General features: G+C 65.4%; 13 protein-coding genes. 5 read left to right on the top strand and 8 right to left on the bottom strand.

All coding sequences use genetic code 11. The features are described from left to right. Positions 1–41 precede the first annotated feature (41 nt). Positions 42–1,355, top strand: coding sequence for a methylenetetrahydrofolate--tRNA-(uracil(54)-C(5))-methyltransferase (FADH(2)-oxidizing) TrmFO (gene trmFO / locus TNMX_RS04010; RefSeq protein ID WP_038029768.1), 1,314 nt, complete (start codon positions 42–44; stop codon positions 1,353–1,355). Here trmFO and TNMX_RS04005 read toward each other — a convergent pair. Genes TNMX_RS04005 through uvrC form a run of 6 tightly spaced genes read right to left on the bottom strand, consistent with a single transcriptional unit; the run spans position 1,332 to position 8,663 of the window. Beyond that, positions 1,332–2,792, bottom strand: a complete 1,461-nt coding sequence (locus TNMX_RS04005) for a Mur ligase family protein (RefSeq protein WP_038029766.1) — start codon at positions 2,790–2,792, stop codon at positions 1,332–1,334. The two genes, trmFO and TNMX_RS04005, sit on opposite strands and share 24 nt — an antisense overlap. Next, positions 2,789–3,397 carry a deoxynucleoside kinase gene (locus TNMX_RS04000; RefSeq protein WP_015717747.1) on the bottom strand — a complete coding sequence of 203 codons (609 nt, stop codon included), beginning with the start codon at positions 3,395–3,397 and terminating at the stop codon, positions 2,789–2,791. The genes TNMX_RS04005 and TNMX_RS04000 overlap by 4 nt, the downstream gene beginning before the upstream one ends. 13 nt (positions 3,398–3,410) lie before the next feature. After that, entirely contained in the window at positions 3,411–4,019 is a 609-nt protein-coding gene (locus TNMX_RS03995; protein ID WP_015717746.1) for a deoxynucleoside kinase, read from the bottom strand. A gap of 20 nt (positions 4,020–4,039) precedes the next feature. Beyond that, on the bottom strand, positions 4,040–5,089 hold the full coding sequence (locus TNMX_RS03990; RefSeq protein ID WP_015717745.1) for a S1C family serine protease: 1,050 nt from the start codon (positions 5,087–5,089) through the stop codon (positions 4,040–4,042). A gap of 4 nt (positions 5,090–5,093) precedes the next feature. After that, complete coding sequence (locus TNMX_RS03985; RefSeq protein ID WP_038029761.1) at positions 5,094–6,872, bottom strand: arginine--tRNA ligase; 1,779 nt, start codon at positions 6,870–6,872, stop codon at positions 5,094–5,096. Positions 6,873–6,884: 12 nt separating this feature from the next. After that, entirely contained in the window at positions 6,885–8,663 is a 1,779-nt protein-coding gene (gene uvrC / locus TNMX_RS03980; RefSeq protein WP_038029756.1) for an excinuclease ABC subunit UvrC, read from the bottom strand. 14 nt (positions 8,664–8,677) lie between these two features. Between uvrC and TNMX_RS03975 the strand changes: the two genes are divergently transcribed. Further along, on the top strand, positions 8,678–9,640 hold the full coding sequence (locus TNMX_RS03975) for a dipeptidase (RefSeq protein ID WP_038029752.1): 963 nt from the start codon (positions 8,678–8,680) through the stop codon (positions 9,638–9,640). On the opposite strand, the gene TNMX_RS03970 is transcribed toward TNMX_RS03975, so the two are convergent. Next, the gene (locus TNMX_RS03970; RefSeq protein ID WP_038029749.1) at positions 9,623–10,027 is read right to left on the bottom strand and encodes a hotdog fold thioesterase; all 405 of its coding nucleotides are present in this window, start codon (positions 10,025–10,027) and stop codon (positions 9,623–9,625) included. The two genes, TNMX_RS03975 and TNMX_RS03970, sit on opposite strands and share 18 nt — an antisense overlap. A 21-nt stretch (positions 10,028–10,048) precedes the next feature. Between TNMX_RS03970 and TNMX_RS03965 the strand changes: the two genes are divergently transcribed. From TNMX_RS03965 to TNMX_RS03955, 3 genes are read left to right on the top strand one after another with little or no spacing between them, the layout of a single operon-like run. After that, entirely contained in the window at positions 10,049–10,681 is a 633-nt protein-coding gene (locus TNMX_RS03965; protein ID WP_038029747.1) for an alpha/beta fold hydrolase, read from the top strand. Continuing rightward, complete coding sequence (locus tag TNMX_RS03960; protein WP_038029744.1) at positions 10,678–11,043, top strand: alpha/beta fold hydrolase; 366 nt, start codon at positions 10,678–10,680, stop codon at positions 11,041–11,043. Before TNMX_RS03965 ends, TNMX_RS03960 begins: the two co-directional genes overlap by 4 nt. Before the next feature lie 21 nt (positions 11,044–11,064). Next, complete coding sequence (locus TNMX_RS03955; RefSeq protein WP_038029742.1) at positions 11,065–11,505, top strand: hypothetical protein; 441 nt, start codon at positions 11,065–11,067, stop codon at positions 11,503–11,505. A 25-nt stretch (positions 11,506–11,530) separates the two neighbouring features. Here the strand turns inward: TNMX_RS03955 and truD are convergent, their stop codons facing one another. Next, positions 11,531–12,586 (bottom strand): tRNA pseudouridine(13) synthase TruD, encoded by a 1,056-nt coding sequence (gene truD / locus TNMX_RS03950; RefSeq protein ID WP_038029737.1) that lies wholly within the window; start codon positions 12,584–12,586, stop codon positions 11,531–11,533. Positions 12,587–12,602: the final 16 nt, after the last annotated feature.

Raw genomic sequence — 12,602 nt, 5'->3', positions numbered from 1 at the left:
CGCCCTTTTCCCAAACCAGCCCAGGTGGTACCATCTAAGGGATGGAACGGGTGACGGTGGTGGGCGGAGGCTTGGCGGGAAGCGAGGCCGCCTGGACCCTGGCGCGGCTTGGGGTTCCCGTGCGCCTTTATGAGATGCGCCCCAAGCGCATGACCCCGGCCCACGCCACAGAAAGGCTGGCGGAGATCGTCTGTTCTAACTCGTTGGGGGGCGAAGGGCCTGCGAACGCCAAGGGGCTACTGCAGGCGGAGATGCGCCGGGCGGGAAGCCTGGTCATGGAGGCAGCCACTAAGGCCCGGGTGCCTGCGGGAGGGGCCTTGGCCGTGGACCGGGAGGAGTTTAGCCAGTACATCACGGAGAGGCTTTCCCGGCATCCCCTGGTGGAGGTGGTGCGGGAGGAGGTGGCGGAGGTTCCTGAGGGCCTCGCCATCCTGGCCACGGGGCCTCTTACCTCCGACGCCCTCTCCGAGGCTATACGGCACCGGTTTGGCGACCACTTCCTGAGCTACTTTGATGCGGCAAGCCCCATCGTCCTGTACGAGAGCATTGACCTGGAAACATGCTTCCGGGCCGGGCGCTACGGCCAGGAGGCGGACTACCTCAACTGCCCCCTGACCGAGGAGGAGTACCGGCGGTTCTACCAGGCCCTCCTCGAGGCGGAGGAGCACACCCCCCACGAGTGGGAGAAGCGGGAGTTCTTTGAGGCCTGCGTGCCCGTGGAGGAGCTGGCCCGAAGGGGCTACCAAACCCTCCTCTTTGGCCCCATGAAGCCCGTGGGGCTCAAGGACCCAAGGACCGGCAAGGAACCCTTCGCCGTGGTGCAGCTTCGCCAGGAGGACAAGGCGGGGCGGATGTGGAGCCTGGTGGGGTTCCAGACCGGTCTTAAGTGGCCCGAGCAAAAGCGGCTCATCCAGATGATCCCGGGCCTGGAGAACGCCGAGATCGTGCGCTACGGGGTGATGCACCGGAATACCTACCTAAACGCTCCCCTCCTACTCCAGGAGACCCTGGAGTTTAAGGAGCAGGAAGGGCTTTTCGCCGCGGGGGTGCTGGCCGGGGTGGAGGGCTACCTGGAAAGCGCCGCCACAGGATTCCTGGCAGGCCTGAACGCCGCCCGGCGCTACCGGGGGTTAAAACCCGTGGCCCCGCCGGAGGAGAGCATGCTGGGGGGATTGGTCCGCTTCCTGGCCACCGCCAACCCCAAGGGCTTCCAGCCCATGTACGCCAACTGGGGGCTGGTCCCTCCGGTGGAGGGAAGGATGGCCAAGAAGGAGAAGCGGGAAGCCATGTACCATAGGGGCCTCAGGGCCTTTGAGGAATGGGTGGCTTCCCTAGGGATGCTCGCCTCCACCTAGGCCCAGGGCCTTTAGCCCCTCCAGGGCCACCGCCTTCTCGTCCCAGGGCAGGGCCAGGGTACCCCTTTCCAGGGTGCGCTCGTGCCCCTTGCCGGCAAGGAGGACGGTATCCCCTTCCCGGGCCTCGGAAAGGGCGCGGAAGATGGCTTCCTTGCGGTCGGGGATGATCTCGTAAAGGCCCCCCTCCTCCCTGGCGGCCTTGGCCAGGGCCTCGAGGATGGCCTGGAGGTCCTCCGTGCGGTGGTCCTCCTCGGTGAAAAAGGTCTTGTCGGCAAGCCTCGCCGCCACCCGCCCGATATCCTCCCGCCTCCTCGGATCCCGTTCCCCGGCAGCCCCCACCACCAGAAGAAGCCTTCCCCGGGTGGTGGTCCGCAGGGTCTTTAGGGCCTCCTCCAGGCTCTTTCCCGTGTGGGCGAAGTCGATGACCACCCGGAAGGGCTTTTTCTGCACCACCTCCATCCGTCCCGGCACCCCCCTAAAGGTGGCGAGGCCCTGAAGCACCTTTTCCAGGGAGAGCCCATAGGCCAAGGCGGCGGCGCTGGCGGCCAGGGCGTTATCCAGGTTGTACCTCCCCAACATGGGCAAAAAGGCTTCCCCCGAGCCCCAGGGGGTATGCAGGGTAAAGCGGAGGCCTTCCTCCCCTTCCCGCAAGCCCTCCCCCCACACCTCCCCACCCGGTCCGAAGAGAAGATGGGGCCTGGGAAGAAGGCGCTTCAGATGGGGCAGGCGGGTGTTTAAAACGGCAAGGTGGGAGCGCTCCACCAAAAGGGCCTTGGTGGCAAAGTAGGCCTCGGCGGTGCCGTGCAGGTCCAGGTGGTCGTCGGGGTAGAAGCTCACGAAGACCCCGATGCGGTAGGAAAGCCCCTCCACCCGCTTCAGGGCCAGGGCGTGGCTGGAAACCTCCAGCACCGCAGCTTCCAGCCCCCTTTCCACGGCTTCCCGCAAAAACCCGTACACCTCGGGGGCCTCGGGGGTGGTGAAATGGCCGATGTTAGGGCGGGCCTCCTTTCCCAGGCGGAGGCCCACGGTGGAGAGGAGGGCGGCGGGTTTTTCGCCGGCTTGCAGGAGGTGGTGAAGGAGGCTTGCCGTGGTGCTCTTCCCCTTGGAACCGGTGATGCCCAAGAGGGCCAGTTTCCGGTCGGGTTCGCCGAAGAAATGGCGGGCCAGGTGGGCCAAGGCCTCCCGGGCGTCCCCCACCCGCAGGTAGGGCACGGGAAGGCTTAACTCCCTTTCCCCCACCACGGCGATGGCCCCCTTGGCCAGGGCTTCGGGGATAAAGTCGTGCCCGTCCAAGGGCTTGCGGTGGGGAAGGGGCACCCCGGGCACGGCCACGAAGACATAGCCGGGTTCCACCCGCCTCGAGTCCAGGGTGAGGCCTAAGACCCTAAGGGGCGGGGCCTTGAGGCCAAAGGGGGCGAAGAGTTCCTCGAGGGTCATGGCTGGATCCACAGGCGGAGGGCGGCAAGAAGGCTATCGCGGTCCTCCGCCTTTTCCACGAAGTCTATCCGGTCCGCCTCCACCACGTAGACGGGGGAGAGGTCCCAGGAGGCGATGAGTTGCTCGTAGAGGGCGTTGAGCCCGAGAAGGTAGCGGTCGGGGAGGTTTTGCTCAAAGGGCCTTCCCCGCTTTTTTATCCGCTCCCTTAAGGTGGGGAGGCTCGCCCGGAGGTAGATGAGAAGATCGGGCTTCCTAAGGGCTGGGGACACGCTCTGGAAGAGGTCCAGGTAGGTTCGCCAGTCCCGCTCCTTCAAGTGGCCTTCCCGGTAGAGGTTCTGGGCGAAGACCAGGGCGTCCTCATAGACCGTGCGGTCCTGCACCACGGCCCTCGCCCCGTTCACCTCCAGAAGGTGCTGGCGCACCCTTCTCGCCAGGAAGAAGACCTGGGAGTGGAAGGCGTAGGCCCCCATATCCCGGTAGAAGTCCTCCAGGTAGGGGTTTTCGCTCACCGCCTCGTACACCGGCTTCAGCCCGAAGGCCTCTGAGAGCAAAGCGGTGAGGGAGCTCTTGCCGCTACCGATGTTGCCGGCGATGGCCAGATACATGCTGGACCCTTCTTTAGGCGGTCCTGCCGTCCTGGGCCAGGTGGGTCTTCACCAGGGCCACCACCCGGTCCTGGTCGGGGCCGGGTTGGCTGTAGTCCAGCTGGTCCGCCTCGAGGACCAAAAGGGGATGGGCGTAGCGGGCAAAGTGGCGCTCGTAGGCTTCGGAGAGGGCCTCGAGGTAGGTGGGGTCCATCCCCTCCTCAAAGGGCCTGCCCCGTTTCCGGATGCGTTCCAATAGCACCAGCACCGGGGCCCTTAGGTAGACCGTGAGGTCGGGCGGGGGAAGCTTCAGGGAAAGCTCCCGGTAAAGGTCCAAGTAAAGGTCCCACTCGGGGCCCTCCAGGTTGAGGCTCGCGAAGATGGCATCCTTGTCAAAGAGGTAGTCGGCCACCACCCCGCCAAAGAGGGGCCTTTCCCGAAGGCGGGAAAGCTGCCGGTAGCGGGAAAGGAGGAAGAAGACCTGGGTCTTGAAGGCGTAGCGCTTCCGGTCCTGGTAGAAAAGGGACAGGAAGGGATTTTCCTCCACCACCTCCAGAAGGGGCTCGGCCCCAAACCTTTGCGCAAGAAGCCGGGCCAGGGTGGTTTTGCCTGCACCGATGGGGCCTTCTATGGCGATGTACACGCTTACCTCCGCAAGGTAGCCTAACGGCTGGCAGGCCGGGCCACCATGGTGAGGGTGACCTCGAGCCTCCGTCCTTCCCGCCAAAGCGTTAGCCGCACCCGGTCCCCAGGGCGGTAGCGGGCGATGAGGCGGACCACCTCCGCCTTGTCCTTGACCGCTTTGCCGTTCACCGCCAGGATCACATCCCCAAGGGCCAAAAGCCTCCCCTGGGCATCCCGCTGGGCTCCCCTTAGGCCAGCCCGGGCTGCGGGGCTTCCCGGGTCCACCCGGTCCACCATGGCCCCCTGGGTGGTGGTGAGGCCCACCGCCCTGAGGAGCACCGGCGGAAGTTCGTCCAGGCTAACCAGGCTGGCCCCCAGCCAGCCCCGCTGGGGGATGCCGAACCGCTCCAGGTCCTGGACGCTTTGGGCCACGAGATCCGCCGGGATGGCCACCCCGATTCCTCCCACCCCCGAGGGTCCTCCCACCACGTCCGCCACCACCCCCACCACCTCCCCTTGCAGGTTCAGAAGGGGGCTTCCCGAGTTGCCCACGGTGAGGGGGGCATCGGTGAAGAGGTATTCCCCCACCTCGGCTCCCACGCTGGGGTCGGGGGAGGGAACCTCGAGGGGGCCTATGCCGGAGAGAATCCCGTAGGAGGCCAGGGGCCCCTGGCCGAAGGGAAACCCCACCAGCACCACCCCCATGCCCAGGGGAAGGCTGGTGCTGGGGGTCTTGCTGAAGGCCAGCACCCGAGGAGCCTGGAGGCCGCGTACCGTGAGAAGGGCGATATCGATCCCGGGGTCCACGGCGAAGCGCTCCGCAGGAAAGGTGCGCCCGTCCGCCAGGCGCACGGTGAGGTCGGCCAAGTCCTGGACCACGTGGTAGTTGGTGACCACCCGGAAGGGACTCACGAAGAACCCCGTGCCCACCACCTGGTTCTCCCCAGGGGCGGTGGGGGAGCCCTGGACCCGGACCACTGCGGGCAGGGCCCTTTGGATCACCTGGCTTCGGGCCACCTCCTCGGGGGAAACCAGGCGCTGGCCCAGGGCCAAGAGGGAAAGGAGGAGGGCGGCGAGGACGAGGCGCATGCCCTTACATTACCTCAGGGGCGGGGATACCCAGGAGGGAAAGCCCCGTCTTCAGGGTTTCTTGCAGGCTCCTCACCAGGCCAAGGCGGAGTTCCCTCAGGCCCGGGGGTGCCGTGAGCACCGGGGTGGCGGGCCTCCCGTCCTCCTTGGCGTTGTAGTAGGCGTTCCAGCTGGCGGAAAGGTCCAGCAGGTACTGGGCTAGGACATGGGGGGTTTTCTCCTCGGCAGCTTCCAGCACCGCCTCCTCAAAGTCCAGGAGGGCTAAGGCCAGTTCCCGCTCGTACGGGGTGGCCTGGGCAAGGTCTATCTCCCCCCATTCCCCGGCCTTGCGCAGGATGCTGTGGGCCCTGGCGTGGGCGTACTGGACGTAGGGGCCCGTATCCCCTTCAAAGGAAAGGGCCTCGGCGTAGCGGAAATCGATCTGTTTCCTGGGCTCGGTCTTCACCATGGCAAAGCGGATGGCCCCCAGGGCTACCATCCTGGCCGCCTCCTCCTTGGCGGGGTGGTCGGGGTTTTTCTCCTCTATCACGGCAAGGGCCCGCCTTTCCGCTTCCTCCAGGACCTCATCCACGCTCACCGCCAGGCCCTTGCGCCCGGACATCTGCTTACCTTCCAGCAGTACGGTTTCATAGGCCAGGTGGAAGGCGCCCTCCGCCAGCTCAGGGTGCCCCGCCAGGGCCAGAGCCGCCCGCACCAGGGCCTGGGGGTGGCTTTGGCGCACGTCGATGACGTTGATGGTTTCCCGGGCCCTGGGGGTGTAGGGTTCCCCCTGGGGGGCGCTGGTTCTCAGGGCCGGGTAGTAGGGGTTCTCGTAGGGCTGGAAGTACAACCCCTCCAAAAGGCCCATCTTCCAGAACTGGAAGGCGATGTCCTTGGCGTAGTAGGTGGCGGCTCCCCCGGAGCGCACCAGGACGAAGTAGGGGTCTTCCAGCCCGGGGATGAAGGGGCTTGCGTCCATGACCAAGGCCCCCGCGTACTTGCCCTCCGTGGGGCGGAAGACGTGGGGACTCTGCTCCAGGATCCTCAGGGCTTTTTCCAGAAGCCCCGCCCGAACGATGTCGGATTCCCAGACCAGAAGGTCGTAATGAGCGTTCAGGGCCTTCATGGTGGCCATCTGGGCCAGGAGGATGCGGTTGACGTCTTCCCTGAGTTCCCCCCGCTCCAGGGCGTGAAGGATTTCCTCTATGCCCCCCTGCAGGTTGGGGTACTCGGGATCCTGATGAAGGCGCACGTAGGCATTGCCGGCGAAGTGGTCGTACTTCTCCTTCCCGTCCCAGGTGAGGCCGTAGTGCCTTAGGGCGAAAAGGGTTTCCGCCGCCTGGCGGCCTGTGTCGTCAATGTAGTTGAGGACCAGTACTTCCCGCCCGGCATAGTCCAGGATGCGGGCCAGGCTGTCCCCGAGGGCGATATTCCGCAGGTGGCCCACGTGGAGCTCCTTGTTGGGGTTCACCGAGGTGTGCTCGATGAGCACCAGGCCTTTCCTCTTGGGAAAAGGCTCCTTGGGCCTCAGGGCCTCCTTGAGGAGATCCTTCGTGCGGATGCGGAAGTTCAAGTACCCCCCCACGGGGATGACTTCCTCCACGAAAGGGGGAAGGGCCAGGCGGGCCTTGAGCTCCTCGGCGATGGCCTGGGGGGGTTTCCTTAGCTCCTTGGCCAAGGCGAAGAGGGGAACCCCGTAGTCCCCGGGCTTGTCCTTGGGGGCCTTGGCCACCTTCAGGCGGAGGTCCAGGCCCATCTCCTTGAGGGCTTGGTGAATGGCCTCTTCCAGGGCGCGGCGCACCATCAGGGGGTTATCTTACCCCAGGGCCCCTTCCAAAGCGGCCTTCAGGGCCTCCGCCGCCTTGCGGTTCATGCCCGGCAGGCGGGCAAGCTCTTCCAAAGGTGCTTCCTTTAAGGCCTTAATCCCCCCGTAGCGCTCCAAAAGAAGGCGCCTTCTCGCCTCCCCGATGCCGGGGATGCCCTTTAGCACCTGGAAAAGTTCCTGGCTCCTTCGCTTTTGGTGGTAGCGGAGCCCGTTTTGGTGGGCCTCGTCCCGAAGGTGGATGAGGAGCTGGAGGGCAGGGTGGGTTAGGGGCAGGCGGATCTCCCGGCCCTCTTGGGTGATGAGGACCTCCTCCTTCTTGGCCAAACCCACCAGGGGAAGGCTCAGGCCGGCCCTTTCCAAAGCCCGGGCTGCTGCCCGCACCTGGCCTAGCCCGCCATCGATCAGGAGGAGGTCGGGGAGGGGCAGGTCCTTTAGGCTTCCCGTGAAGCGCCGGTATACCCCTTCCTCCATGGCAGCGTAGTCGTCGTTTCCCGCCTTCAGGCGCATCCTGCGGTACTCCGCCCTCTTGGGCCTACCCCCCTCCAGGACGGCCATGGAAAAGACCCGGGCCTCCCCCTGGAGGTGGCTTACGTCGTACCCCTCGAGGCGATAGGGCCTTTGGGATAGCCCCAGGATCTCCTGGAGGGCCTTTAGGGCGGGGTGGTCCCCCCGCCTTTCCCGTTGCTTGAGCTCGGTTTCCAGGGCCAGGCGGGCGTTCTTCTCCGCCAGCTCGAGAAGCCTTACCTTCTCCCCCTTTTTGGGCACCCTTAGCTCCACCCTCCGCCCGGCGCGGCGGTGAAGCAGGGCTGCTAGGCTTTCCAGGTCCTCCAGGGGGAAGGGCAGCAGGATCAGGGGGGGTAGGGGGGAAGCCTCCAGGTAGTAGTCCCGCAGGAAGGCCCAGAGGATTTCCTCAGGGCTCGCTTCCTCCTTTTCCACCACCCGGCTGATGCGTCCCAGGATCCGCCCTGAGCGCACCTGGTACAGTTGCACCACTGCCAAAGGCCCTGCCTGGGCCAAGCCCAGGAAGTCCAGGTCCCCCATCTCCGGGTCAAAGGCTTGCTGGGCGGTGGAGAAGAAGGCCCTTAGGGCCTCCATTTGATCCCGGATTTCCGCTGCCCGCTCAAACTCTAACCTCTGTGCGGCTTCCCGCATCTTGGCTTCCAGCTCCCTTAGGAGCCCATCCACCTTTCCCTCCAGCACCGCCTCCACCTGGCGTACCACCTCCTGGTAGGCCTTGGGGTCGGCAAGGCCCACGCAAGGGGCCAGGCAGCGGCCCATGCTGTAGTTCAGGCAGGGGTAGCGCCTTTTTTTCATGGGGTAGCCGGAGTTCTTGCGCAAGGGGAAAAGGCGGTCTATCAGGGTCTTGATGCGCCTTAGGGCGCTGGCTTCGGGGAAGGGGCCATAGTACTTGGCCCCATCCTCCTCCACCCGCCGCACCACCAAAAGGGTAGGGAAGGGCTCCTGGGTGAGCTTTAAGAAGGGGTAGTGCTTGTCGTCCTTGAGGAGGACGTTGTAGGGGGGACGGTGGGCCTTGATGAGGTTGGCCTCGAGGAGGAGGGCCTCCACCTCGTCCCGGGTGGCGATGAAGTCCAGGCCTGTGGCCTCCTCGGCGATGCGCCTGGCCTTGCCCTCCGCGTGGAAGTAGCTCCGCACCCGGGCCCTCAGGCTTTTGGCCTTGCCCACGTAGAGGACCTCTTCCCCTTGCTTCCACAGGTAAACCCCGGGGGCCTCGGGAAGGGGAGGAAGCTCGGAAGGCCGCACGATCCCCATTGTAGAGTTTGCCTATGGACCCCGTCATGGTGGACGCCCACCTGGATTTGGCCTACAACGCCCGGATCCTGGAGCGGGACCTCTCCCTACCCCTGGACCGCCTTAGGGAGGTGGACCCCCATCCCGAAACCCCCTTGGTGACCCTGGAAAGCCTTAGGGAGGCCCGGGTGGCAGTGGCCTTCGCCACCTTGTTCGTGGACCCCAGGGAAGGGGGCCTCGAGGACTGGCAGGAGGAGGTGTACGCCCAGCTAGCCCTCTACGAGGCCTGGGAGGCCAAGGGATGGATGAGGATCCTCCGCCACGGAAGGGATCTGGAGGCGCACCTCGCCCGTCACCGGGAGGACCGGATCCCGGGCCTGGTGCTCCTCCTGGAAGGCGCCCATGCCCTCGCCTCCCCTGAGGAGTTGGCTCCGTTGCGGCAAAGGGGCCTCAGGATGCTTTCCCTCACCTGGGCCACCCGGAATGCCTACGCAGGGGGCAACGCCGAGGAGGCTCCCCTGACCGACTTGGGAAAAGCCCTTTTGCGGGAAATGGAGGGCCTGGGAATGGCCCTGGATCTCTCCCACCTAGCGGAGGAAGCCGCCTTCCAGGCCCTGGAGGTCTTCTCGGGCCCGGTGTGCGCCACCCATGCCAACGCCCGGGCCCTGATGCCCTCCCCCCGCCACCTCTCCGACCGGCTCATGGAGGCCCTAAGGAAGCGGGATGGGGTTTTGGGCTTGGTGCCCTTCAACGCCTTCTTGGACCCCGGTTGGAAGCGGGGCGATCCCAGGCTTCCCCTGGAGGCTTTTCTCCGCCACAAGGTCCATGCGGAAGCCCTCCTGGGCCCCAAGAGGGTGGGCCTGGGCACGGACTGGGATGGGGGATTCGGCCTCGAGGCGGTTCCTTTGGGTCTGGACCGCCACCGGGACCTCAGGGCCTTGGGGGACGAGGACTTCCTGGGGAGGAACTGGCTTCGGTGGTTACGTTCTTGGTTCTAGGGGCACCACCGCCAGGGTGCAACGGCTTGCCGCCACCAGCCTCTCCTCCTCGTCGTAGACCTTTACCTCCCACACCTGGGTGGTGCGGCCCACGTGCAGGGGTCTTCCCACGGCCCGGATGGTCCCCGAGCTTTTCCTGCGGATGTGGTTGCAGTTGATCTCCAGGCCGAAGGCGGCATGCCCTGGCGGGCAGTTGAGGAATCCCCCCACGCTGGCCACGCTTTCCGCCAGGGCCACCGTGGCTCCCCCGTGGAGGAAGCCAAAGGGCTGGTGCACCCTGGGGGTCACCTCTAGCTCGGCCACCACCTCCTCCTTTTCCAGCTTCAGGTAGCGCACCCCCAAGGTGGCATCCAGGGTTTCCCGCTGGGGAATGGTTTTTCCTTCCATGCCTTGGAGTATAAAGGGGGCGTGGGCGAGATACGGCTTTTTCCTGGGCTTCTTTCCCCCCCGGCGGGGCTGGAGTTTTTCCTGGACCTCCCCTCGGAGGAGGGGCTTCACCTGATCGCCTTTGCGGAAGGGGCCCTTGCTGCCTTGAAGGTGGGCTTTCAGGAGGGGGCAAGAAGCCTGGTGCTCCTTTCCCCCATCCTGCGGCGGGATGCCCTTCTTTCCGCCAAGCTGGCCGCCCTCCGCTTTGGTTTGGAGGTGGGAGGGATGGAGGGGTTTGCCCGGGTGGGCCGGGCTCTTTTCTTTGGCCCCCGTGCGGCGGGAAGCGAGGAGATCTTCGCCGCCTGGAGGGAAGGGCTTTCGGAGAAAGGGGTGCAGGCCTGGCTGGCCCTTATGGAAGGGCTTTCCGATGAACGCCGCTGGCTTAGGGGCACGGAGGCCCGGATCCTGGTGGTCCAGGGGGCCTGGGATGCCTTTACCCCGCCTTTTTACGGCAGGGAGGTGGCGGACTTCGCCAAGGGGGAGGCCTTGCGCTTTACCCTGGAGGAGGCGGGTCACCTGGTGCCCTGGGAGGCTAGGGAGGAGGTGGTGGACCTGGTGGCGGATTTTCTCCTGGGGGAAGCTTTCCGTCCCTTGCCCGGAGGCCTTGCCCTATGAGGCGAACCGGGTACCTTCACCTCTATGGGCTCAACCTGGTTTTTGACCGGCTGGGCAGGGGTCCAGCGGTGCTCCTCCTGGCGGAGGAGGCCGAGGTGTGGCCCGAGGTGCTTCCCCAAGGGTTTACCTTTTACCTTTTGGACCTCCCCGGCTACGGGCGCACGGGTGGGCCTTCCATGGCCCCGGAGGAGCTGGCCGAGTACGTGGTGGGCTTTTTGGTCATGCTCAACCTGGGCTCGCCCCCCATCCTGGTCCGGGGAATAGGGGAGGCGGTGGGTGAGGTGCTTAGGGATAGGGGGTATCGGGTGTTTTCTGGAGATGCCTTAGATGAGGGCTTGAAAAGGGCCGTGAACATGGATTAACATGCCCATGGGAGGTGTTGTATGCGGAGGATTCTGGGTGTTTTGGCGGTGGTATTGGGCTTAGGCTTGGCGCAGTTTTCCGTGGAGAACTTAAAGCCCTCCCTGGCGGCGGTGGGGGGTACCCAGGGCTTTGGCCTCGAGGCCTCCTGGCACTGCCAGCTCTTCCAGCCCCCTGTGGGGGAGGTGCGGCCGGCTTTGGACGTGGGTTATGACGTGAACGGAAACTGGAACGGGGCCTTCCTCTTCCGCTACCTCTACCCCCTGGCCGAGGGTTTGAAGGGGGGCGTGGGGCTTGGGGTGGTCATCCCTGGCTTCCAGTTCGGCAACACCAGCCTCTACTTCCGGGCGGATGCCGAGTATGACCTCAAGGCTACCTTAGGGGCGCCGCTTTTCCTGGGCGGGGACCTGGGTGTCGCCGCTGGCAAGCTGGCGGCCCAGCTCAAGGTGGGCTACCGCTTCTAACGGCTACCCAGGGCTGGGGGAGGGTTTAGCCCTCCCCCAGGGCTTCTTCCTCTTCCGGTGCATCCACCTCCACCTTCATCACCTCCCTTAGGAGGCTGGTGGCGTAGCTGCCCTTGGGCAGGAAGAAGGTCAGCCAAAGCCCTTCCGGGGTTTCCTCCAGGGTCCACTCCGTAAGGGGGATGCGGATGGGCCTCCTGGCCCCCCGGCGGGCGCGGAACTCCTCCCGCTTCAGGTCATAGCGGGCCAGGATCTCGTCCTCCAGGGCCCTGGCCTTCCCCTGGGCCTCCGGGTACTTCTTGCCGAAGAGGGGCCCGGTGGCGCTGATTTCCAGCCTCAAGGCCCTTTCCGCCTCCTCTTCCCGTTCCACCAGAAACTCCCCCCCGGTGGCGTGCTTCTTGGCCCAGTCCCCGGGGATGACCCGGTCGTAAAGCCCCCTTTCCATCCTTAGGGCCACCCAGTCGTTGAAGAGGAGGCTTTGCAGGCTTCCAATCAGGAAGCGCTTAAGCCAGGGATTTCCCCTTCCCTTACCCTTCTTCACCAGCTGGTAGCCCTTGACCGGGTTCTGCCCCTCGAGGCCAAAGCGCTGGGGGCCGTAGTAGTTGGGAATGCCCTTGGCCTCGAGGGTCTTCAGGATGGCCCGGGCCTGTTCCACGTGGTGGGCCCCGCGAATGAGAATGCGGAAGCGGTTTCCCTTGAGGTGGCCCGTGCGCAGCTTGTTGGTGTGCAGGTTGGCTTCCAGAAGCCGGGTTCCCTTAAGGTTTTCCAGCAAGCAGAGGGCATCCTCGTGTTTGCGGGGGATGGAGAACCACTGGCGGGTTTGAGCGCGCTTGTCCTTCAGCCCCGCCACCCCGATCTCCTTTTCCGGGACCCCCACCTCGTCCCGCAGGAACTCCACCACCTGGCGGGTGGTGAGGCCTTCCTTCTCCAGGAGGAAGTAGAGGTGTTCCCCTTCCCCGCTGGGCAGGTAGGCGGGCACCTCCTCCACCTGGAAATCCTGGGGGAGAAGGCGGATAACCCCCCCCACGCCGGGGAGGTCCTGGGTGAGGTAGGGGTAGCGCCCGGGGCGATAGACCAGGTCCATCCCTTTATTTTGCCTT

It is taken from the genome of Thermus sp. NMX2.A1, assembly GCF_000511705.1.
GTDB lineage: Bacteria > Deinococcota > Deinococci > Deinococcales > Thermaceae > Thermus > Thermus scotoductus.
The sequence above is the reverse complement of the archived record's forward strand: the minus strand, read 5'-3'. Positions and strand labels throughout refer to the sequence as shown.

Excerpts from the sequence above, each read along its gene's own strand:
- TNMX_RS03960 (WP_038029744.1), top strand. The coding sequence starts at position 10,678 with ATGAGGCGAACCGGGTACCTTCACCTCTATGGGCTCAACCTGGTTTTT.
- trmFO (WP_038029768.1), top strand. The coding sequence starts at position 42 with ATGGAACGGGTGACGGTGGTGGGCGGAGGCTTGGCGGGAAGCGAGGCC.
- TNMX_RS03990 (WP_015717745.1), bottom strand. The coding sequence starts at position 5,089 with ATGCGCCTCGTCCTCGCCGCCCTCCTCCTTTCCCTCTTGGCCCTGGGC.
- uvrC (WP_038029756.1), bottom strand. The coding sequence starts at position 8,663 with ATGGGGATCGTGCGGCCTTCCGAGCTTCCTCCCCTTCCCGAGGCCCCC.
- TNMX_RS04000 (WP_015717747.1), bottom strand. The coding sequence starts at position 3,397 with ATGTATCTGGCCATCGCCGGCAACATCGGTAGCGGCAAGAGCTCCCTC.
- TNMX_RS03985 (WP_038029761.1), bottom strand. The coding sequence starts at position 6,872 with ATGGTGCGCCGCGCCCTGGAAGAGGCCATTCACCAAGCCCTCAAGGAG.
- TNMX_RS03975 (WP_038029752.1), top strand. The coding sequence starts at position 8,678 with ATGGACCCCGTCATGGTGGACGCCCACCTGGATTTGGCCTACAACGCC.
- TNMX_RS04005 (WP_038029766.1), bottom strand. The coding sequence starts at position 2,792 with ATGACCCTCGAGGAACTCTTCGCCCCCTTTGGCCTCAAGGCCCCGCCC.
- truD (WP_038029737.1), bottom strand. The coding sequence starts at position 12,586 with ATGGACCTGGTCTATCGCCCCGGGCGCTACCCCTACCTCACCCAGGAC.
- TNMX_RS03955 (WP_038029742.1), top strand. The coding sequence starts at position 11,065 with ATGCGGAGGATTCTGGGTGTTTTGGCGGTGGTATTGGGCTTAGGCTTG.
- TNMX_RS03970 (WP_038029749.1), bottom strand. The coding sequence starts at position 10,027 with ATGGAAGGAAAAACCATTCCCCAGCGGGAAACCCTGGATGCCACCTTG.